At 64.2% G+C, this 21,023-nt stretch carries 22 protein-coding genes; 5 read left to right on the top strand and 17 right to left on the bottom strand.

Translation table 11 applies throughout. From position 1 onward, the window contains the following. Window position 1 precedes the first annotated feature (1 nt). Complete coding sequence (locus GYA94_RS01255; RefSeq protein ID WP_161891662.1) at window positions 2-1,102, bottom strand: efflux RND transporter periplasmic adaptor subunit; 1,101 nt, start codon at window positions 1,100-1,102, stop codon at window positions 2-4. 164 nt (window positions 1,103-1,266) lie between these two features. Between GYA94_RS01255 and GYA94_RS01250 the strand changes: the two genes are divergently transcribed. Then, window positions 1,267-1,908 (top strand): TetR/AcrR family transcriptional regulator, encoded by a 642-nt coding sequence (locus GYA94_RS01250; protein WP_110678288.1) that lies wholly within the window; start codon window positions 1,267-1,269, stop codon window positions 1,906-1,908. Window positions 1,909-2,082: 174 nt separating this feature from the next. On the opposite strand, the gene GYA94_RS01245 is transcribed toward GYA94_RS01250, so the two are convergent. Next, window positions 2,083-2,859 (bottom strand): class I SAM-dependent methyltransferase, encoded by a 777-nt coding sequence (locus GYA94_RS01245; RefSeq protein ID WP_161891661.1) that lies wholly within the window; start codon window positions 2,857-2,859, stop codon window positions 2,083-2,085. Between the two features lie 103 nt (window positions 2,860-2,962). Between GYA94_RS01245 and GYA94_RS01240 the strand changes: the two genes are divergently transcribed. Beyond that, window positions 2,963-3,583: an energy transducer TonB gene (locus GYA94_RS01240; RefSeq protein WP_161891660.1), complete on the top strand. Its 621-nt coding sequence runs from the start codon at window positions 2,963-2,965 to the stop codon at window positions 3,581-3,583. 2 nt (window positions 3,584-3,585) lie between these two features. Here the strand turns inward: GYA94_RS01240 and GYA94_RS01235 are convergent, their stop codons facing one another. The 7 genes from GYA94_RS01235 to ppc form a co-directional block, all read right to left on the bottom strand. Next, window positions 3,586-4,272 carry an extensin-like domain-containing protein gene (locus GYA94_RS01235; RefSeq protein ID WP_161891659.1) on the bottom strand — a complete coding sequence of 229 codons (687 nt, stop codon included), beginning with the start codon at window positions 4,270-4,272 and terminating at the stop codon, window positions 3,586-3,588. After that, window positions 4,272-5,102 carry an isocitrate lyase/PEP mutase family protein gene (locus GYA94_RS01230; protein WP_009686984.1) on the bottom strand — a complete coding sequence of 277 codons (831 nt, stop codon included), beginning with the start codon at window positions 5,100-5,102 and terminating at the stop codon, window positions 4,272-4,274. Before GYA94_RS01230 ends, GYA94_RS01235 begins: the two co-directional genes overlap by 1 nt. A gap of 28 nt (window positions 5,103-5,130) precedes the next feature. Then, window positions 5,131-6,000, bottom strand: a complete 870-nt coding sequence (locus GYA94_RS01225) for a DUF72 domain-containing protein (protein WP_161891658.1) — start codon at window positions 5,998-6,000, stop codon at window positions 5,131-5,133. 3 nt (window positions 6,001-6,003) lie between these two features. Next, entirely contained in the window at window positions 6,004-6,291 is a 288-nt protein-coding gene (locus GYA94_RS01220; RefSeq protein WP_054912872.1) for a hypothetical protein, read from the bottom strand. 131 nt (window positions 6,292-6,422) lie between these two features. Beyond that, complete coding sequence (tsaB, locus tag GYA94_RS01215) at window positions 6,423-7,097, bottom strand: tRNA (adenosine(37)-N6)-threonylcarbamoyltransferase complex dimerization subunit type 1 TsaB (protein ID WP_161891657.1); 675 nt, start codon at window positions 7,095-7,097, stop codon at window positions 6,423-6,425. A 230-nt stretch (window positions 7,098-7,327) separates the two neighbouring features. Continuing rightward, window positions 7,328-7,978, bottom strand: coding sequence for an adenylate kinase (gene adk, locus GYA94_RS01210; RefSeq protein ID WP_110678221.1), 651 nt, complete (start codon window positions 7,976-7,978; stop codon window positions 7,328-7,330). A 257-nt stretch (window positions 7,979-8,235) separates the two neighbouring features. Further along, window positions 8,236-10,863 carry a phosphoenolpyruvate carboxylase gene (gene ppc, locus GYA94_RS01205; RefSeq protein ID WP_054890345.1) on the bottom strand — a complete coding sequence of 876 codons (2,628 nt, stop codon included), beginning with the start codon at window positions 10,861-10,863 and terminating at the stop codon, window positions 8,236-8,238. A 264-nt stretch (window positions 10,864-11,127) separates the two neighbouring features. Between ppc and GYA94_RS01200 the strand changes: the two genes are divergently transcribed. The 3 genes from GYA94_RS01200 (at window position 11,128) to lptF (ending at window position 13,036) form a co-directional block, all read left to right on the top strand. Then, window positions 11,128-11,475, top strand: coding sequence for a hypothetical protein (locus GYA94_RS01200; RefSeq protein WP_009686990.1), 348 nt, complete (start codon window positions 11,128-11,130; stop codon window positions 11,473-11,475). Window positions 11,476-11,780: 305 nt separating this feature from the next. After that, window positions 11,781-12,194, top strand: coding sequence for a DUF4398 domain-containing protein (locus tag GYA94_RS01195; protein WP_009686991.1), 414 nt, complete (start codon window positions 11,781-11,783; stop codon window positions 12,192-12,194). Between the two features lie 50 nt (window positions 12,195-12,244). Continuing rightward, window positions 12,245-13,036: a lipotoxin F family OmpA-related lipoprotein LptF gene (gene lptF, locus GYA94_RS01190; protein WP_161891656.1), complete on the top strand. Its 792-nt coding sequence runs from the start codon at window positions 12,245-12,247 to the stop codon at window positions 13,034-13,036. A 64-nt stretch (window positions 13,037-13,100) separates the two neighbouring features. On the opposite strand, the gene GYA94_RS01185 is transcribed toward lptF, so the two are convergent. The 8 genes from GYA94_RS01185 to wspR form a co-directional block, all read right to left on the bottom strand. Next, window positions 13,101-13,427 carry a PA3694 family proteiin gene (locus tag GYA94_RS01185; protein WP_009686993.1) on the bottom strand — a complete coding sequence of 109 codons (327 nt, stop codon included), beginning with the start codon at window positions 13,425-13,427 and terminating at the stop codon, window positions 13,101-13,103. Continuing rightward, window positions 13,424-14,347 (bottom strand): alpha/beta hydrolase, encoded by a 924-nt coding sequence (locus GYA94_RS01180; protein ID WP_161891655.1) that lies wholly within the window; start codon window positions 14,345-14,347, stop codon window positions 13,424-13,426. Before GYA94_RS01180 ends, GYA94_RS01185 begins: the two co-directional genes overlap by 4 nt. Beyond that, a complete protein-coding gene (locus tag GYA94_RS01175) occupies window positions 14,319-15,638 on the bottom strand; it encodes a flavohemoglobin expression-modulating QEGLA motif protein (protein ID WP_154211460.1) in 1,320 nt (439 codons plus the stop codon). The genes GYA94_RS01180 and GYA94_RS01175 overlap by 29 nt, the downstream gene beginning before the upstream one ends. A gap of 93 nt (window positions 15,639-15,731) precedes the next feature. Continuing rightward, the gene (locus tag GYA94_RS01170; RefSeq protein WP_029888050.1) at window positions 15,732-16,280 is read right to left on the bottom strand and encodes a hypothetical protein; all 549 of its coding nucleotides are present in this window, start codon (window positions 16,278-16,280) and stop codon (window positions 15,732-15,734) included. A gap of 28 nt (window positions 16,281-16,308) precedes the next feature. Further along, a complete protein-coding gene (locus GYA94_RS01165) occupies window positions 16,309-17,025 on the bottom strand; it encodes a TetR/AcrR family transcriptional regulator (protein WP_009686997.1) in 717 nt (238 codons plus the stop codon). Window positions 17,026-17,175: 150 nt separating this feature from the next. Next, window positions 17,176-18,678, bottom strand: a complete 1,503-nt coding sequence (gene lysS / locus GYA94_RS01160) for a lysine--tRNA ligase (protein ID WP_009686998.1) — start codon at window positions 18,676-18,678, stop codon at window positions 17,176-17,178. Window positions 18,679-18,770: 92 nt separating this feature from the next. After that, window positions 18,771-19,866 (bottom strand): peptide chain release factor 2 gene (gene prfB, locus GYA94_RS01155; RefSeq protein ID WP_110678858.1). Its coding sequence is split into 2 segments (ribosomal slippage): window positions 18,771-19,793 and window positions 19,795-19,866, totalling 1,095 coding nucleotides; the frame shifts between segments, so codons are not numbered across the junction. Between the two features lie 128 nt (window positions 19,867-19,994). Beyond that, complete coding sequence (gene wspR, locus GYA94_RS01150; RefSeq protein WP_054890349.1) at window positions 19,995-20,999, bottom strand: Wsp signal transduction system regulator diguanylate cyclase WspR; 1,005 nt, start codon at window positions 20,997-20,999, stop codon at window positions 19,995-19,997. Between the last annotated feature and the right edge of the window lie 24 nt (window positions 21,000-21,023).

The following is a 21,023-nucleotide window of genomic DNA, read 5'->3' as shown; positions in this document are numbered from 1 at the left end:
CTTACTCCTTGGCCGTCAGGTTCACTACGCGGTTGCTGCGGTCGACGGGGCGTACCCGCTGCCCCTCACGCAATACATGACCACCGGCGGCCACCACCCAGTCATCGGCGGCCAGCCCTTCGAGCACGGGCACGCTATCGTTGCCGTACGCACCCAGGCGCACCACGGCCCGCTCCAGGCGGCTGTCCTTGTTCACCCGCCAGACATAGGCCTGGCCGTCCTCGGCGGTGACCGCCGACAGCGGTACAGACAATGGGATCAGGCCTTCGGTAGCAATGAATACCCGGGCGCTCTGGCCCAGTTCGGCCGGGGCAGCCGACGTGGTGAAGGCGATGCGGGCGGCGAAGGTGCGCGAGCGCGGATCGGCCGCGGGTGACAGCTCGCGGATGCGCCCCTGGAAGCGCGCCTGCGGGTGCGACCACAGCTCCACACTCACCGGTTGGCCGATGGCGACCCGGGCGAACTGCTGCTCTGGCAGGGCGATGGCCACCTCGCGCTCACCATCGGCGGCGAGGGTGAAGGCGGTTTGCCCAGGGGCCACCACCTGGCCCACTTCCACCTGGCGCTTGGCAATCACCCCGGCCTGGGGCGCACGCAATACGGCATAGGCTGCCTGGTTCCCGGCCACGTCGAACTGCGCCTTGGCCTGCTTCAGGCGGGCCAGGCCGGCACGGTAGAGGTTTTCGGCATTGTCATATTGAGAATGGCTGACCATCTGCCGGTCCAGCAGCTTCTGGTAGCGATCACGCTCGGTGCGCACCAGTGCCAGGTTGGCTTCGGCGGCGGCCAGTTGTGCGCGGTTAGCTTCCAGTTGCAGGCGTACGTCCTGCGGGTCCAGCTCGGCCAGCGGTTGCTCGGCCTTGACCCGCTGCCCTTCTTCGACCAGCCGCTTGCTGACCTTGCCGGCAATACGGAACGCCAGTTCCGGCTCGAAGCGCGCACGCACCTCACCGGGGTAACTGGCGGCCCCCGCTTCGGCTGGCTGCGGCTGCACCACCAACGCCGGGCGCGGGGCGGCGGGGGCGGCGGCTTCCTGTTCGCACGCCGCCAGAAGCACGGCGACGGCGGCGGGCAACGCGATGGACAAGGCCTGGCGCAACATGATGAATCCTTTCGCAGAGGGTACTTCGAATATTTGTACTGGCGGGTATATTAAGTCAGGGAACTGCTGCCGAGAAGCCAGCGTCGATAAGAAATCGCCTGACGATGGCTACGATCACTGCTGGAAACCGCTCCAGCCGGTAATATGGGAGCTTGATCAACCACATGCAGACCACAATGCCCAACGACGCACCCATCGGCCCAGGCCGGCCCAAGGACCTGGCCAAGCGCGAGGCGATTCTCGAAGCTGCCAAGTCGCTGTTCTTAAGCCTTGGCTACGCCAACACCAGCATGGATGCGGTCGCTGCGGCGGCAGGTGTTTCTAAGCTCACCGTGTACAGCCACTTCACCGACAAGCAGACGCTGTTCTGTGCAGCGGTCATGGCCACCTGCCAGACTCAGCTGCCGGACCTGTTGTTCGAGTACCCCGCGGGTGCGCAGGTCGAAGACGTGCTGCTGAACATCGCCCGTGGTTTCCAGGCGCTGATCAGCAGTGACGAAGCGGTCAAGCTCAGCCGCCTGATCATGGCCCAGGGCAGCCTGGATGCAAGCTTTGGCGAGTACTTCTACGAGGCCGGGCCCAAGCGTGTGCTGGCCGGGATGGAAGCGCTGCTGCGCGAGGCGGATGAGCGTGGGCTGCTGCGTATCGACAACCCGCTGCGGGCAGCGGAGCACTTCTTCTGCCTGGTCAAGGGGGCCCCGGATTACCGGCTATTGCTCGGCTGTGCGGGGCCGCTGGAAGGTGATGAGGCAGAAGCGCATGTGCGCGAGGTGGTTGGGGTGTTCTTGCGGGCGTTTCAGCCGTGAAGCAGACGCGGGCATTTGGCGGCAACCCTGTTGTCTCGAATGCTGAATCTCGCTCAATGCCTGTGGGAGCGGGCAGGCCCGCGAACACGGGCGCAGCCCGTGCCAACCACTGCGGTGCCTGCTTCGCGGGCTCGCCCGCTCCCACATCGGCCGCAATAGCCGGTCAGATAAAGGTCAGGCTTTAAGCGCTTTCTTCGGGTAGATGTCGTACCGGCTCGACTTGCCCTCAAGGCTATGGCTCGGTTTCGGCCCGTCAATGATCGGCGCCTTGCGTGGGCGCTTCACCACCACCCGGTGGCTGGCCAGCGCCAGGGCGGCTTCGAGCAGGGCCGGGGCATCCAGGTCGTCACCGACCAAGGGCCGGAACACACGCATCTCCTTCTTCACCAAAGCACTCTTGTCGCGATGCGGGAACATCGGGTCGAGGTAGATCACCTGCGGCGCCTCGCCTTTCCAGGCGCGCATGCGCTCGATGGCATTGCCGGTCAGCAGGCGCATGCGCCCGACAATCGGCCCCACTTCTTCATCCAGCCGGGCGCGCGCCAGGCCATCTTCCAGCAGCGCGGCTATCAGCGGCTGGCGTTCGATCAAGGTCATCTGGCAGCCCAGGCTGGCCAGCACGAACGCGTCCTTGCCCAGCCCCGCCGTGGCATCCAGCACCTGCGGTCGCACGCCTTGGGCGATGCCCACGGCCTTGGCGATCATCTGCCCGTTGCCACCGCCAAACTGGCGCCGGTGCGCGGCCTGGCCTTCGACAAAGTCCACCCGCACCGGCCCCGGTGCCTGCGGGCCCAATTGCTGGATCTGCAAGCCATCAACGCCCACCTGCACGGCAAACCCGGCCTCATCGCCCTGCAACGGCAGCGCCAGGCGCTCGGCCCATGCAGCGGCCTGTGCTGCGAATTCGGCCGTTAGCGCCTCGACCCGGATACCTGCGCCCTGCTCTTCCATCTTCAACACCTAGAAATTGAACCCAGCCGTTAAGGTATCGGCCGCCACGGCCGATACAGGCAATATCCCGCTATTCTGCCAGAGCACAACGCGCGCGACTGCCATGTCAGATACTCTTCCCATCGGCTTGACCTATTTGTCGCCTGTCGGCAACTACAGTCAGCACAACACCCAGGCACTCGGGGGCGTCAGCCACCTGTGGCAGGATTTTTTCGCCCGGGCCATGGCCGCGCGCCAGGAAGAGCCAGTAGACAGCATCAGCCAGTCGTTCGTGCAGTACGACCAGGACAGCGGCGAACCGATCGGCGGCGCCCGCGCGCTGGCCATGATCGACGCGCAGCGCGCCTGCCCGGTGCAGGATACCCGCGTAGTCCCACCCGAGCCGCTGTTTCTACCCAAGGCCGAGCTGGAAGCCAGCCTCTTGCCGCCGGCCCCCGAGCCTTTCAGCGCCATGGAACTGATCGAACAGCAGCGCCAGCTCGACATCAACAACAGCTGGCTGCGCCCGGTGGTGATGAGCCAGGGTCAGCCGCTGCCCGAGCCCGGACCGGGCCCTAGCCCACGCCCGCTGTTCCTGCCCATCGCCGAACTGGAAAGCGACTTGTTGCCACCCGCCGCCGAACCGTTCGACGATGCCACGCTGAGCAAGCAGCAGACCGACCTGGCATTCGACCTCCACTGGACGCGCCCGGTGGTGCTGAACAACGTGCGCGCCTACGCCTGACCTTAGCGGCAGACCTGCCAGCGGCCCATGTCCAGGTGGAAGTGATTGTGGTGCGCGGCGTTGTAGTCGGGCCCCAACACAGTGCTGAAGCTTTGGCAGGCAGCCTGCTGCACCTCGCGCAGGAATTGCGCCTTGGCCCCACCCGCCTGCCAGTCACGCGCCAGAACGATGCGCTGACCGTCCTGCAGGCGAAAGCCGCTGATGTCCAGGGCGTTGGCCGTCGCGTGCTGGCTCAGGCGGCCCTGCTTGCGGTGGTAGACGTTGCGGCAGGCAAAGCTGCCCAAATGGTCGACCTGGGTCACCGGCTGGCCCAACACCCGCTGCGCGACAGGCTGCAAGGCGTGGTGTTCGAACAGTGCATACGCCACCGCCAGCGGGCAACTGGCCAGAAAGCTGCTGCTCAGGCGCGCCTTGCCGGCTTCGATACGCCACACATTTTCCAGCGGGCAGTTGGCCGAGGCCGGGCTGTCGGCCTGTGCCCGGTAGCGCAGTTGGCTGGTGGCCAGTGCCTGGCGGCACAGCGCGGGGTCATCCCGCAGCCGCGCCAGCTTGTAGGGGGTCAGCCAATTGGGTGGTTGGCGCACATCCAACGGCGCCCAGGGGTTCCACGGCGCGGGCAGGCGCCAGCCCTGTTGCCAGGCAAGCACGGCCAAAAACAGCAGGCCGGCCAGCAGCGTCACGGCCCGCATCAACGGCGGAACAGGTCGTTGAGCTGAGCGAACGGCAAAGCCTGGTCTGCGTAGCCGAAGGTGCCCTGGTCATGGACTTCCAGTGCGGCCCGCTGCAACGCACCCAGGGCCGCGCGGGCCAGCGACGAGCCAAGGCTGATGCGGCGCACGCCAAGGTCCTGCAACTGGTTGACGCTCAACGCCACGCCGGCCATGCCCATCAGCACGTTCACCGGCCGCGGGGCCACGGCCTGCACCACCGCGCGCACTTCTTCCACCGTTCGCAGGCCAGGCGCATACAGCACATCGGCCCCCGCTTCGGCGTAGGCCTGAAGGCGCAGGATGGTGTCGTCCAGGTCCATGCGCCCGTGCAGCAGGTTTTCTGCACGGGCGCACAGGGTGAACGGGAACGGCAGGCTCCGGGCAGCCTGCACTGCGGCGCGTACACGCTCCACCGCCAGGCCGATATCATAGATGGGCGCATCATGGCGGCCGCTGGCGTCTTCGATAGACCCACCCACCAGGCCAACCTCGGCGGCGCGCAGAATGGTCTGCGCGCAGTCCTCGGGCAGGTCGCCGAAGCCGTTTTCCAGATCGGCGGCCACCGGCAACGCGGTAGCGTCGACGATTTCACCGGCGTTGTCCAATGTGTCGTCCAGGCTCAGGGCCCCTTCGGCATCCGGGCGGCCCAGGCTGAAGGCCAGGCCGGCGCTGGTAGTGGCCAGCGCTTCGAAGCCCAGGCTCGCCAACAGCCTGGCCGACCCGGCATCCCACGGGTTGGGGATGACGAATGCACCGTCACGCTGGTGCAAGGCCTTGAAGGCTTCGGCTCGCAGGGTTTGCACATCCATGGTGGAACCTCCGGCAGTCAGGGAAGGGTCACAGTAGCCCCAGTTGTTCGACCTCGGGGGCGCGCGGCAATTCCGGCAGCGCGGCAAGGCCCGGCAAACGCAGCATCAGGCGCTGGTGAAAATGCCGGGCAAGTGCCGCCGCCAGGCGGTTGTCCGAGGTATGCAGGAAGATATAGGGGCTGCGGCCTTCTTCGATCCAGCTGGCCACCTTGTCTACCCACGGGGTGAGAAACACGTCGTTGGCTTGCAGTTCCGGGTGGCCGATGAAGCGGACCTGCGGGTGCTGGGTAAAGGCGGCCGGGCGCGGAGGCACCTTGGGCTTTTTTGACTGCGCATGCAGCACGGAAGGGTCACGCGAAGTGCAGCTGAACAGCGCGCGCGGGTCGAGGCAAATACGCTCGACGCCCCGTTCGTGCAGCACCCGGTTGAGCATGCGCTCCTCTTCACCCTTGGCAAAAAACGCCTGGTTACGCACTTCAACTGCCACGGGCACCGCCAGCTCATCCAGAAAATGGCACAGCTCGCCCAGGCGCGCAGGGCCGAACTGGGCCGGCAATTGCAACCAGTAGGGATACACACGCCCGCCCAACGGTGCCATCAACCGGGTGAAATCGAAGGCAGGCTCCAGCTGGTCGCGCAGGTCACCAGCGTGGCTGATGTCGCGGGGGAACTTGGCGGTGAACCGGAAATGTGCGGGCATTACCTGTGCCCAGCGGGCAAGGGTGCCAGGGGCAGGCCGGGCGTAGAAGGTGGTGTTGCCCTCTACCGCGTTGAACACCTGGCTGTAGAAGCCCAGCATCTGGCCGCTGCTGGCGTCGGCGGGGTACAGGTAGTCGCGCCAGGCGTTTTCACTCCATGACGGGCAACCGAGAAAGTAAGGCAGGGGTGATGGACTCATCCATCAAATGTACAGGTCGAGCCCTAGTACTTCCATGTCCCAGTCGGTAAAACCGGCGGTGCTCAGGTAACTGGCCAAGGCATTGGCGGTACGCCGGTCACGGGCGCGAGGGAAAACCATGTCCTGCTGGCGGGCTGGCAGACCAGCGCCAAGGCGGCGAGCGGCGGGCTCAGGTTGCGCGGCTTCAAGGTCATCGACGACCTCTGCATCATCGACCGCATCCTCGCGCACCGCGGCCTTGCGCGGCGTGCGCTTGATCGGGTACTGCGATGAGAAACCGTCGATACGCATGGCATGAGCACTCGGGATCAATGATGGCAATTTAGCAGCATCAGAGCTCCGTCGCTAATGCTTCATTGATAACTGGACCACAGATTGCGCAAAAGGTTTTAGTGTGATCGGCAATAACCGACGGACAGCAGTCATTGCTGCTTCGGGGTAGCTACATTGTCGCGCAGATACACCGGCTGCGCCTGTTCGGCGGTAACTGCCTCGCCACGCGCCCAGGCAAAACCGGCCAGGGCCAGTACGTCCACAGCGCTGGGCAGGGCCTGGGCATCGCTGGCCGCGACTTTCACTGCCAGGCGTTTGGCATAACCCCAACCCGTGCCGGCACCGAACCAGGCACCGGTGCTCTCTAACGGCAGCGCCACCTGCTCGGGCGGCAACACGGCCTCATTGCCGACCAGGCGCATTTCCCCCGCCGTGGCCTGGTAGCACCCCCAGTACACCTCGTCCATACGCGCATCGATGGCCGCGGCGACCTGCTGCACGCCCTGTTCGCGCAACGCGCCCTGGGCCAGCGCGGCAAGGTTGGAGACCGGCAGCACCGGGCGCTCGAGGGCGAACGCCAGCCCCTGTACCACACCGATTGCGATACGCACACCGGTGAACGCACCCGGGCCCCGGCCAAAGGCGATGGCATCGAGCGCATTCAGTGCCACGCCGGAATCGGCCAGCAACTGCTTGATCATCGGCAGCAGCTTCTGGGCATGCATGCGCGGGATTACCTCGTAATGGCTGGTTACCTTGCCGTCATGCAGCAGCGCGACGGAACAGGCTTCGGTGGCGGTATCCAGGGCCAACAGGGTGGTCATCGAACGGGTATCCAGGTGCGAAGAAAAAGAGCGGCATTATAGAGCAGCTGCGCCGTTGTGTCCCAAGGGGCCGCTGTGTGGGCCCTGTGGGAGCGGCCTTGTGTCGCGAAAGGGCCGCAAAGCGGCCCCAGGGTGTCAGCGACGTGGCAAAAATTGATGGGGCTGCTGTGCAGCCCTTTCGCGACACAAGGCCGCTCCCACAAAAAGCGGACCGTGCGCCAGGTGCTGGATCAGCTCAGGGCTGCCAGGACCTTGGCAGTGATGGCTTCAACCGAGCCTACGCCTTCGATGTGGCTGTACTTCGGCTTGCCAGCATTGGCCGCCGACAGCTTCTGGTAGAAGTCCACCAGCGGCTTGGTCTGGCTGTGGTAGACCGACAGGCGATGGCGAACGGTTTCTTCCTTGTCGTCGTCGCGCTGGATCAGGTCTTCGCCAGTGACGTCGTCCTTGCCTTCCACTTTCGGCGGGTTGTACTGAATGTGGTAGGTACGGCCAGAGGCCAGGTGCACACGGCGACCTGCCATGCGACCCACGATTTCTTCATCGTCGACGGCAATTTCAACCACGGCGTCGATATCGACACCGGCCGCAACCATGGCTTCGGCCTGTGGAATGGTCCGTGGGAAGCCGTCGAACAGGCAGCCGTTGGCGCAATCCGGCTGGGCGATGCGCTCCTTGACCAGGCTGATGATCAGCTCGTCGGACACCAGTTGGCCGGCATCCATGACTTGCTTCAGTTCCAGGCCCAGCGGGGTGCCGGCCTTGACGGCAGCACGCAGCATGTCACCGGTGGAAATTTGGGGGATACCGAACTTTTCGGTGATGAACTTTGCCTGAGTACCTTTACCGGCCCCGGGAGCTCCCAGCAGAATAACGCGCATCTTGTGCTCCTCAAATTTTTTTATGAACTTCAATGGATTCGGCGACCAGGGCCAAGTCCGGAAAATCGGGTATGACCATAATTCGGTCAGAGGGCTGCTCAAGATACACAGCGCCCGGCAGCCAGACAAGCGTCCCAAAGTTGCAGGAATGCGCCACTTGCGACCAAGCAGGCAGGTGGTTGCGCCCGGCGCAACCACCCTTTCGCTGCTGCCGTACAGCCGTTATGGCATACCGACTGCCGCACCCGGCCCTGCGCTCAACCGGTGTTGCGCAAGCCGGCGGCGATGCCCGCCACCGTTACCAGCAAGGCCTGCTCCAATGGGCTGTCCAGAGCGGCTTCGCGGCTGCGCGAGCGCGCCAGCAATTCGGCCTGCAGGCGGTGCAGCGGGTCCAGGTAGGTGTTACGCAAGCTGATGAATTCCAGTGTCTCGGGGCTGTGCGCGAGTAGCACCGGCTGCCCGGTCAGGCCAAGCACTATCTGGCAAGACTGCGACAATAGGTCGCGCAGGTGCGCCCCCAAAGGCAGCAGCTGCGGTTGCACCAGACGTTCGTCGTAGGCCTCGGCAATTTGCGCATCCGCCTTGGCCAGTACCATTTCCAGCATGTCGATGCGGGTGCGGAAGAACGGCCAGTGTTCGCGCATCTGCGCCAGCAGTTCGCCTTGGCCACGCGCCAGGGCATTGCTCAGCGCGGTTTCCCAGCCCAACCAGGCCGGCAGCATCAGCCGCGTCTGGGTCCAGCCGAAGATCCATGGGATGGCCCGCAGGCTTTCGATGCCACCGGCGCGGCGTTTCGCCGGGCGGCTGCCCAGTGGCAGGCGCCCCAGTTCCTGTTCCGGCGTCGACTGGCGGAAATACTCGACGAAGTCCGGGTTGTCCCGCACCACACTGCGGTACGCCTTGACGCCATCGGCGGCCAGCTGGTCCATGACTTCGCGCCAGGCCGGCTGCGGCGGCGGCGGTGGCAACAGCGTGGCTTCGAGTACGGCAGCCAGGTACAGGTTGAGGTTTTGCTCGGCAATGCCCGGTAAACCGAACTTGAAGCGGATCATCTCGCCCTGCTCGGTGGTACGGAAACGCCCAGCCACCGAGCCCGGTGGCTGTGACAGGATCGCCGCATGGGCAGGCCCACCGCCACGGCCCACAGTGCCGCCGCGGCCATGGAACAGCAGCAGTTCGACCTGATGCTCGGCACAGATACGCACCAGGTTTTCCTGGGCACGGTACTGCGCCCAGGCCGCTGCCGTGGTCCCGGCGTCCTTGGCGGAGTCGGAGTAGCCGATCATGACCTCCTGCGGGCCGCGCAGCCCTGCACGGTAACCTGGCAGGCCCAGCAGGCGCTGCATCACCGGCCCGGCGTTGTCCAGGTCGGCGAGGGTTTCGAACAATGGCACCACGCGCATCGGCCGGGTCAGGCCAGCTTCCTTGAGCAGCAGTTGTACCGCCAACACATCCGAGGCAGCCCCGGCCATGGAGATGACGTAAGAGCCCAACGAGGCAGCGGGTGCACCCGCCACTACGCGGCAGGTGGCCAGCACCTCGGCCGTATCCGCCTGCGGCTTGAAGTGTGCCGGCAGCAGCGGCCGGCGGTTTTTCAGCTCGGCCTGGAGGAATTCGATGCGCTGCTCTTCATCCCAGTCGGCGTAGCGGCCCAGGCCCAGGTAATCGGTGATTTCGGTCAGGGCGTCACGGTGCCGGGCCGCGTCCTGGCGCACGTCGAGCCGACCAAGGAACAGGCCGAATGTGACCGCGCGGCGCAAGCAGTCCAGCAGCGGCCCCTCGGCGATAACGCCCATGCCGCACTCATGCAGGGACTGGTAGCACAGTTCCAGTGGGGCAATCAGGTCACGATTGTCGACCAGCACCTCGGCGCTGGGCGGCTGGCTGCTGTTCAACGCCGAGTGCGCCCAGGCACGCGTTGCGCGCAAGCGGTCGCGCAACTGCTTGAGCACCGCCCGGTAGGGTTCAGCGCTGTCGCCGGCCTGCTGGCGCAGGGCGGCGTTGGCCTGCTGCATGGACAACTCGGCGGCCAACGCATCGATGTCGCGTAGGAACAGGTCGGCAGCCATCCAGCGGGCCAGCAGCAGCACCTCGCGGGTCACCACGGCGGTCACGTTGGGGTTGCCGTCGCGGTCCCCGCCCATCCACGAGGCAAAGCGGATAGGGGCGGCCTCCAGCGGCAGGCGCAGCCCGGTAGCGTCCAACAAGGCCTTGTCGACCTTGCGCAGGTGGCTGGGGATGGCGTGCCATAACGAATGCTCGATCACGGCGAAGCCCCACTTGGCCTCGTCGACCGGGGTTGGCCGGGTGCGCCGGATTTCCTCGGTGTGCCAGGCCTCGGCGATCAACCGGCGCAGGCGTTCGCGCACGTGCTCGCGCTCTGCCGGGGTCAGGTCGCGGTGGTCCTGTGCAGCCAGCTGGCCGGCAATGGCATCGTACTTTTGGATCAGCGTGCGCCGCGCCACTTCGGTGGGGTGTGCCGTGAGCACCAGCTGGATGTCCAGCTTGGCCAGCTGCCGGGCCAGGGCATCGTTGCTGTGCCCGGCCTGCTTCAGCCGCGCCAGCAACTCGGGCAAAACCCGCGCTTCGAACGGCTCGGGCTGGTCGGCATCGCGGCGGCGGATCAACTGGTACTGCTCGGCCATGTTGGCCAGGTTGAGGAACTGGTTGAAGGCCCTGGCCACGGGTAGCAGGTCTTCTTCGGCAAGGTCTGCCAGGGTCGAACTCAGTTGCTCCCCGGGGCCGCGACGGTCGGCCTTGGCGCTGTGGCGAATGGCTTCGATCTTCTGCAGGAATGCATCGCCATGCTGTTGGCGGATGGTCTCGCCCAGCAGTTCACCCAACACATGCACATCTTCACGCAAGCGCACATCGATATCGGTCATTGGCCCCTCTCTCCGTTGCATCCCTTCCAGGCTCCACGCCCTTCCTGTGGGGGCGGGCATGCCCGCGAAAGATCCAACGCGGTGGCTGGCACCGGCTTCGCCGGTGTTCGCGGGCATGCCCGCTCCCACATTGGGGCGGTGACATTCACCCAAGAGTGCCCCCAGCCAAGCAGCGATGGCAAGCAGGGATCGGCCAAAGCAAACTAAAGTGAAGGTTGAGCACTCCCATGCCATGCAGCCTTCGAGGCGTAACCAGAGGTCATCATGAAAATCCGTGAACTCGCCCAGCACTGGGAACAGAATGCCGCCGGCACCTTGAGCCGTACCGGCCATGTCCTGCATCTGGACCTGGAGTCCGAAGCGCGCCTGGCCGCGCTGATCGACATGTACCCCAAACGTACCGCCGAGGAACTGCTCGGCGAACTGGTCGCGGCCGCGCTTGAAGAAGTGGAAGCCAGTTTTCCCTATGTGCCCGGTCGCCAGGTCATCGCCACCGATGAAGAAGGTGACCCGATGTATGAGGATGTGGGGCCGACACCGCGGTTTTTGTCGCTGTCGAAGCAGCATCTGCACAGCCTTACCACCGAGGGCAGTGAAGAGCCAGGGGCGTAGGCCTTGCGCAGCCTTGAGTGATCAGGCGCCGCCCGCGCGGCGCCTGATCTCGGGCAGCACATGCGCCGAGACGAACATTGGCCGCGCCGTCCGCCACCCGCTTCAATTGCCTCGGGCACTCTGCAAAAACCCTCCACCGGGTCAGAAATTTTTCGGAACTATCCAAAAAAACTCTGAGTCACAGCTAATAGCCATCACGCTAAAACCCTGCACACCTGCCGTTGTGCACCGTTGATTCCAAGCGCGCGGACTTGTCAGGGAATGAGCGATGGACTGCTACGGACATCGTTATCAGGAGTGATCCAATGGAGCTGACCACCATGAAAACCCGCACTAGCAAACCGTCATCCACTCATGTGCGCGGGTTCAAGCTGGCCGCGCTGGCCCTGGGCAGTAGCCTGGTCCTGGCCGGCTGTGCGGGCAACCCGCCTACCGAGCAATATGCGGTTACCCAGTCCGCCGTGAATTCCGCTGTCAGCGCTGGCGGCACCGAGTTCGCCGCCGTGGAAATGAAAGCCGCGCAAGACAAGTTCAAGCAGGCTGAAATCGCCATGCACGACAAGAAGTACGACGAAGCCAAGCGCCTGGCCGAACAGGCCGAATGGGACGCACGCCTGGCCGAACGCAAGGCCCAGGCGGCCAAGGCTCAGAAGGCCGTGCAGGATGCCCGCCAGGGCGTTCAGGACGTACGTGAGGAAGGCCTGCGCAGCGCTCAGTGAGCCCTGCCCCGCCAACCTTAGCCTTCGCACACGATCAAAGGATGAACACTATGCGCAATTACGTCATGATTCCCGCCCTGCTGGCCCTGAGCGTCGGTCTTGCTGCGTGCTCGCACGACCCTAACGCCAACCTGGAAGCCGCCCGCACCAACTTCTCGGCCCTGCAGAGCGATCCACAGGCGAGCAAAGTCGCCGCGCTGGAAACCAAGGATGCCCAGGATTGGCTGAACAAGGCCGACAAGGCCTACATGGACCGTGAAGACGAGAAGAAAGTCGACCAGCTGGCCTACCTGACCAACCAGCGCGTCGAAGTGGCCAAGCAGACCATTGCCCTGCGTACTGCCGAGGGTGAGCTGAAGAACGCAGCCGCCCAGCGTGCCCAGGCCAAGCTGGATGCCCGCGATGCCCAGATCGCCAAGCTGCAGAACAGCCTGAACGCCAAGCAGACCGACCGCGGTACGCTGGTGACCTTCGGTGACGTGCTGTTCGACTTCAACAAGGCCGAGCTGAAAGGCAACGCGTACCCGAACATCACCAAACTGGCCCAGTTCCTTCAGGAAAACCCTGAGCGCAAGGTGATCGTAGAGGGCTACACCGACAGCGTCGGCTCGGCCAGCTACAACCAGAGCCTGTCCGAGCGCCGCGCCAACAGCGTACGCATGGCCCTGGTGCGCGCCGGCGTAGACCCAGCGCGCATCGTGGCCCAAGGCTACGGCAAGGAGTACCCAGTTGCGGACAACTCCAGCAACTCCGGGCGTGCACAGAACCGTCGTGTGGAGGTGACCATCTCCAACGACAACCAGCCGGTGCAGCCGCGCTCCATGAGCCAGGCCAAGCAGTAATACTGGCCAGCTGACAGAGAAAGCCCCGCGATCGACGCGGGGCTTTTTTTTGTTTCGCTGCCGCTCACTGTACCTGCTGCGGCGTTTCCTCACCCATGCAGCGCACTGCACGCTTGCGGTTGTCCACCAGCACGCCCGTCAGGCCTTTCTGCTGGGTATCGAACAGCACCAATACACCGTCCACGCACTGCGCCACTTGCGGTGCCGGGTCCAGCGAAACCTTGTAATCCTCGCCGGGGACGGTCTTGAGCATGGTGTAATCCTGCAACAACAGGGCATCCTCGGGTTTGGCGAAATGCAGGTAGCCGTAGTACCACAAGGCGCCCACCGTCACGATGATGCTGCCCACACCCGTCAGGATCAGCGGGATGGCGTTGCGTTCTTCACTCATTGGGTGTTCTTCTCGTCAGGGTAATCAGGCACTTCGGCGAGCCGCCGCAGGCCGTTGAAATGGCTAGGGTCATCGAGGAAGCGCAACATCACCTGGCGCCATGTAGGGTCGGCGAAGGTCTGCACATGGCCACCTCGGGTCAGTTGCAGCACCCGCGGCGGTGGCGCGTGCTGATACAGGCGGATACCGTTTTCCAGCGGCACCAGGTCGTCATCAATGCTCTGGAAGAACAGCTTGGGTGGACTGCGCAGTTGCTCGATCGAGCGGATCGCGCTGTCGCCGTCGGGCACCAGCCACGACAGTGGCACCTGCAATGGCCAGGTCATCCACGAGGTACTGAGGGCATAGCGCCCCACCGCCCGGTAGCTGGCCGGCACCCCGTCGAATACCAGGGCAGCGAAGCGCTGGCGCTGCTCCGGGTGGCCTGCCAGGTAATGAATCGCCATGGCGCCGCCCAGGCTCTGCCCCAGCAACACCAGCGGCTTGCCCTTGGCCTCGGGCGCCTGGTCCAGCCAGGTCATGGCCGCGGCGATGTCGTGGTATACCTCTGGCAGGCTCGGTTTGCCCTCAGACAGGCCATAGCCGCGGTAGTCGACCATCAGCACCTGGTAACCCTGCTCCGGCAGCCAATAGCTACCACCCAGGTGCCCGGGCAGGTTGCCGCCGTTGCCGTGCAGGTGCAGCACCGTACCCTTGACATCGACACCCGGCTTGGCCGGCAGCCACCAGCCGTGCAGGCGAACGCCATCGGCAGTGGTCAGGGTGACATCACGGTACGCCAGCTTGGCGCGTTCAGGGGTGAACGCCTGCCCGCGCTCGGGGTAGAACAGCAGGCTGCTGCAGCCGCCCAGGGCCAGCAGCACCAGCCCCAGCAGCAGCGGGCGGCAGTACTCAGAGAATATTCGCGTAGTCGGCTTCAATGCGATCCAGGCTCAGGTGGTTGAGGAAGTTGGAGAAGCACATCCAGGCCGACAGCGCGTTGAGGTCACGGAACTGTTCGGGCAAGTACTTGGGCGGTTCGACCAGCCCCTCCTCGACCAGTTGACGCAAAGTGCGCATGTCTTCCAGGGTGGTCTTGCCGCAGAACAGCAGCGGTATCTGTTCGAGCTTGCCCTTCTTCACAGCCAACTGAATGTAGTTGTAAACCATGATGAAGCCCTTGAGGTAGGACAAGTCCTTGGTAAATGGCAGGCCGTTGGGCACCGAGCCGCGGAATACCCGGCTGGCGTTGCTGTAGCTTTGCCCCATCTCGAAGCCCTGCTCGCGGAAGAAGCCGTACACCTGCATGAAGTCGGCGCCCTCCTCGACCATGTGGATGGCACGGGTGCGGTTGGTGAGCTTGCGCAGGCGGCTGGGGTAGGAGGCAAAGGCAATCACCTCCATGAGGATGGCCAGGCCTTCCTGGGTCACCGTCGACGAGGGCGGGCCCTTGGCCAGGAAGGTGCAGATCGGCTGGTTCAGGCCATTGAGCGTGGTGCCGACGTGCACCAGCCCTTCGTGCACTTCCAGCGCCCGCACGTCACGGGCATTGAACATGGCATCGGCGCGCACCTTGATATAGTCGGCGCCAGCGGCGGCGTCAGCGACAATGCCGTCGGACTCGAACACACGGATGGTGCCTTCGGCTTCACCGAACACCGTGTTCAAGCGCCGCTGTAGGGTATCGACAGCCTCTTTGGCGGTCAGGTTCTTCGGTTCGTCCTTCAGGTCGCCGCGGCCATCGATGTTGTTCAGGTAGTCCGACAGCATCAGGCCGAGGTCGGCCAAGGTCGGATCACCGGCATGAAAGGCGTCGGAAGCGGCGCCATACAACTCCTGGGAGATCAGGCCGAACTCCTCGGTGCCACGGGCTTCGAGCATGCGCACTACCATGCGGTACTCGCGGCACATGCGCTTCATGATCTGCCCAACGGGGTTGAACTGGCCTAGCTGGCGAATGATGTCGCGCTCGATCCCCTGAAACTCGGCCTTGACGGCGCTGGAGTCGAACGACAGGGGCCGCGACTGGTAATAGGCGCGGTCGACCGCTGGCGGCTCCTTGCCCTTGCCCTGCAGGAAGCCCTGCCGAATGCTGTCGTCCCACTTCACCGCATCCAGCACCCGAATCGGTGTTTGCGCCGCGACGATGCGGTCGGACAGGGCGCGGATGGTCTGCTGGTATTCGTCCACCGGGGACTCCTTTCTAGTACAGAAAACCTGTACCGGCCTCATCGCCGGCAAGCCAGCTCCCACAGGTTCATCACTGCCTTGGGGCCCTGTGCTGTACCTGTGGGAGCTGGCTTGCCGGCGATGAAGCCAGCACGGTCATTTGCCGGACCGCTGGAACCGGGCCACTTCAACGAACAGGTCCGAATTGGCCGGGTCGTCCAGGTACGCCAGCACCCGCGCCGACGGGCTATCGATCAACACACCATCGCCGTTGCCTTCCGGCACCTCGGTACTGCGCCCGGTCAGTTCCTGTTTGTCCACTGCCTGCTGCACTTGCTCGACATCCAGGTTGTACAGCACCAGTTCCTTGCCATCGACGATATCGAAGCCGCCAATCAGGAAATTGCCGCCCAGGCGCTTGGGCACACCGGCCGACAGGTACCAGCGGTTACCGTGGCGCGACACCGTGAACATGTAGGCTTCCGGTGCCTTGCCTTTGGCCGTGGCGACCGCCTTGTAGGCATTGCCACTGCTACGGGTGATGGTGAGCTTCAATGGCTCACCCCAGGCGTCCTTGCTGCTCCACTTGCCGAGCAAGGCCTTGGGCGCGGCCTGATTGCTGGGCAATGGCTCATGGAAGGTCACCAGACAACCGCCCAGCAGCAGGAATGACAAAGTCAACAACACCACACGCCAGGCTTTCATCAGGTTCTCCTTGAAAAGTCGGTCTCGCTCAGGCCGATGCCAGCACCAGTTGCAGGTATCGGGTAAGCATAGCGAGCATCTGCCCATCGGCTTGCGCGCTGGCATCCTTGAGCAGGCCCTGATATTCCATCTGCTCGATAATCGCCGTCAACATTTGGGCGTCCTGTTCCGGCTGCCGCGAACCGACCACCTGCAGCAATTGGCGGGTGCCGTGCAGCAGGATCTGCTCGTGCGCACAGACCAGTTCGGCCAGGCGCGGGCACAGCAGCGCCTCTTGGCGGAACGCCTGTTCGGCCATCAGGAAGTCGCGGCGGTTCAGCAGTTGGCGCTGCACGTAGTCGGCGGTCATGCGTGCCACTTCGTCAGCCAGCCGTGCCCGCGCCTGCGGGCTGCCATCCCCTTGGGCCAGCAGCTGGCGCAGCACAACTTCGGTGTTGGCCCACAGTTTGGCCATGTAGGCGGCGCTGCGTTCGACGTACTGGGCGAAGGTATCGGTGAGCAGGTCCTCGATGTCCTTGAAATAGTAGGTGGTGGCCGACAAAGGCACACCGGCCTCGGCAGCCACCGCCCGGTGACGCACACCGCGAACGCCATCGCGCACGACGATGCGCATGGCGGCATCGAGAATCTGCTGGCGACGCTGTTCGCTGCCCTGGCGGGCAGCTTTGCGGCCTTGGTATTGCACGCTTTCGGCGACGGCGGTGGCGATGCCGGCGGCGCCCTGGTGAGGGGTGGCGGGTGTCATAGGGGACCTCACGGAAGAAGCGGCAAGCTACAAGCGGCAAGCCACCAGAAAAAGCGGAATGCACGCGGACTGCCGTTTCTTGTAGCTTGCCGCTTATGGCTTGCCGCTCGCAAAGAAAAGCCGCCTGAAAAGGCGGCTCGTTCAGCTCACTCAGGCCTGCGGGCGCATGTGCGGGAACAGGATCACATCGCGGATCGACGGCGAGTTGGTCAGCAGCATCACCAGGCGGTCGATACCAATGCCTTCACCCGCGGTCGGCGGCATGCCGTACTCCAGCGCGCGAACGAAGTCGGCGTCGTAGTGCATGGCTTCGTCGTCACCGGCGTCTTTCTCGGCTACCTGGGCCAGGAAGCGCTCGGCCTGGTCTTCGGCATCGTTGAGCTCGGAGTAGGCGTTGGCGATTTCGCGGCCACCGATGAACAGCTCGAAACGGTCGGTCACGGCCGGGTTGTCGTCGTTGCGACGGGCCAGCGGCGACACCTCGAACGGGTACTCGGTGATGAAGTGGGGCTGCTCCAGCTTGTGCTCGACCAGCTCCTCGAAAATCATCACCTGCAGCTTGCCCAGGCCTTCGTGGCCCAGCACCTTGGCACCGGCCTTCTTGGCGATGTCACGGGCGCGGTCGACGTCCTGCAGGTCGGCAGCGGTCAGCTCCGGGTTGTACTTGAGGATCGAGTCGAACACCGACAGGCGGGCGAACGGCTCGCCGAAGTGGAACACCTTGTCGCCGTACGGTACGTCGGTGCTGCCCAGAACCAGCTGCGCCAGCTCGCGGAACAGTTCCTCGGTGAGGTCCATGTTGTCGCGGTAGTCGGCGTAGGCCTGGTAGAACTCGAGCATGGTGAATTCCGGGTTGTGCCGGGTCGAAACACCTTCGTTACGGAAGTTGCGGTTGATCTCGAACACCTTCTCGAACCCACCCACGACAAGCCGCTTGAGGTACAGCTCCGGCGCAATGCGCAGGAACATGGCCATGTCCAGGGCGTTGTGGTGGGTTTCGAACGGCTTGGCCGCAGCACCACCCGGGATGGTTTGCAGCATGGGCGTTTCGACTTCGAGGAAGTCACGCTCGATGAGGAACTTGCGAATGTGCGAGATCACCTGCGAGCGCACACGGAAGGTGTGGCGGGTTTCTTCGTTGACCATCAGGTCGACGTAGCGCTGGCGGTAGCGCTGCTCGGTATCGGTCAGGCCGTGGTGCTTGTCGGGCAGCGGGCGCAGCGACTTGGTCAGCAGGCGCACGTTGGTCATTTCGACGTACAGGTCGCCTTTGCCAGAGCGGGCCAGGGTGCCTTCGGCGCTGATGATGTCGCCCAGGTCCCAGGTTTTGACTGCGGCCAGGGTTTCTTCCGGCAGGGTCTTGCGGTTGACGTAGACCTGAATGCGGCCGGTCATGTCCTGGATCACCATGAACGAGCCACGGTTGAGCATGATGCGGCCCGCCACCTTGACCGGAATCGCGGCTGCTTCCAGCTCTTCCTTGGTCTTGTCCGCGTACTGCTTCTGCAGGTCGTTGCAGTAGCTGTCGCGACGGAAGTCATTGGGGAAGGCATTGCCCTTGGCACGCTCGGCGGCAAGTTTTTCCTTGCGCAGGGCGATCAGGGCATTCTCTTCCTGTTGCAGGTCTTGCGATTCGGTCTTGAGGTCGCTCATCTGGTCATTTTTTCCATCAGGTATTCGTTGCCCTTTTCGGGCAGGGCACGCGCCAGCGGCGGTTGGCCGATGGCGCGGCGGTGGAGTACGGCTTACAGGCCCTGCTTCAGGCTTGCTTCCAGGTACTGATCGAGGTCGCCGTCCAGCACCTTCTGGCAGTCGCTGCGTTCCACGCCGGTACGCAGGTCCTTGATACGCGAGTCATCCAGCACGTAGGAGCGGATCTGGTGGCCCCAGCCGATGTCCGACTTGCTGTCTTCCAACGCCTGCGAAGCGGCGTTGCGCTTTTGCATTTCCAGCTCGTACAACTTGGCCCGCAGCATTTTCATGGCGGTGTCCTTGTTGGCGTGCTGCGAACGTTCGTTCTGGCACGCCACCACGGTGTTGGTCGGTACGTGGGTGATACGTACGGCCGAGTCGGTGGTGTTGACGTGCTGGCCACCGGCACCGGAGGAACGGTAGGTATCGATGCGCAGGTCGGACGGGTTGATCTCGATTTCGACCTTGTCGTCGATTTCTGGCGAAACGAACACCGCCGAGAACGAGGTGTGGCGACGGGCGCCGGAGTCGAACGGGCTCTTGCGCACCAGGCGGTGCACGCCGATTTCGGTGCGCAGCCAGCCAAAGGCGTACTCGCCCTTGATGTGCACGGTGGCGCCCTTGATACCGGCTACTTCACCTTCGGACAGTTCGATGATGGTGGCGTCGAAACCACGCTTGTCGGCCCAGCGCAGGTACATGCGCAGCAGGATGTTGGCCCAGTCCTGCGCCTCGGTACCGCCAGAGCCGGCCTGGATATCCAGGTAGGCGTTGTTCATGTCCATTTCGCCGCTGAACATGCGACGGAACTCAAGCTGAGCCAGGTTTTCTTCCAGGCCTTCCAGCTCGGTCACGACGTCGCCGACGGCGCCTTCGTCATTTTCCTCGACAGCCATGTCGAGCAAGTCCTGGCAGTCGCCCAGGCCGTTGGACAGCTTGTCCAGGGTCTCGACCACCTGTGCCAGCATGGCACGCTCGCGGCCCAGGGCCTGCGCGTACTCGGGCTTGTTCCAGACGTTGGGGTCTTCCAGCTCGCGGTTGACTTCGATCAGGCGGTCATGCTTGTGATCGTAGTCAAAGATACCCCCGAATTGACTGGGAACGCTCGGTGAGGTCCTTGATGGTGTTCAGGATCGGTTGGATTTCCATGGGCTGGCTACTCGCACGAATTCGGTGAAAAGCCTGCGAGTATAACCGAGTCCGCCGCAGGGCGGCAGACCCGCCGGGCGGTAGCCTGTACATGAGCTACCACGAGGGCCGGTGCTGCTATCGGCGCGTCAGGCAATGCCGACCTGGTTGCGCCCGCCATTCTTGGCCAGGTACAGGCCCTTGTCGGCCGCCGAGATCAGTTGCCGGCAATGGCTGCCGATACTCGGGGTCTGGGTGGCCAGGCCGATGCTCACGGTCAGGAACGCATCAGCCGCCGGTGCAGTGTGCGGGATCCCCAGGCCATGCACGGTCTGGCGCAGCTTTTCGGCCACCAGACGTGCCCCGCCAGGCGAGGTGTTGGGCAGCACCAGGGCGAATTCCTCGCCGCCGTAACGCGCGGGCAGGTCACTGGGCCGCGAGCACGAGCCGCGGATCGACTCGGCCACCTGGCGCAGCGCCTCGTCACCGGCCAGGTGGCCGAAGCTGTCGTTGAAGGCCTTGAAGTAGTCCACGTCGATCATCAGCAGCGACAGTTGTTGCTGCTCGCGCATGGCCCGGCGCCACTCCAGTTCCAGGTATTCGTCGAAGTGCCGGCGGTTGGACAGCCCGGTCAGGCCATCGGAGTTCATCAGCCGCTGCAGCATCAGGTTGGAATCCAGCAACTGCTGCTGGCTGACGCGCAGGGCGCGGTAGGCCTCGTCGCGCTGCAGCAGGGTCAGGTAGGAGCGCGAGTGGTAGCGAATACGCGCCACCAGTTCGATGGTGTCCGGCAGCTTGACCAGGTAATCATTGGCCCCGGCCGCGAACGCCGCGCTCTTGACCAGAGGGTCTTCCTTGGTGGAGAGCACGATGATCGGAATGTCCTGGGTCACCGGGTTGTTGCGGTACTCACGCACCAGGGTCAAGCCGTCCAGGCCCGGCATGATCAGGTCCTGAAGGATGACCGTGGGCTTGATGCGCATGGCCTGGGCCACCGCCTGGTGGGGGTCGGCACAGAAGTGGAAGTCGATGTTGTCCTGGTTGGCCAACCCTCGCCTCACGGCCTCGCCGATCATGGCCTGATCGTCGACCAGCAGTACCATCGCCGAGTTTTCGTTGGTGGTCGCGAAACCTTCGATCGGTAAATCATCCATACATGGTCACCCGATCACTACCGG

It is taken from the genome of Pseudomonas juntendi (genome assembly GCF_009932375.1).
Taxonomy (GTDB): domain Bacteria; phylum Pseudomonadota; class Gammaproteobacteria; order Pseudomonadales; family Pseudomonadaceae; genus Aquipseudomonas; species Aquipseudomonas juntendi.
Note: the sequence above shows the minus strand (reverse complement) of the source record. Positions and strands in the feature narration are given on the sequence as shown.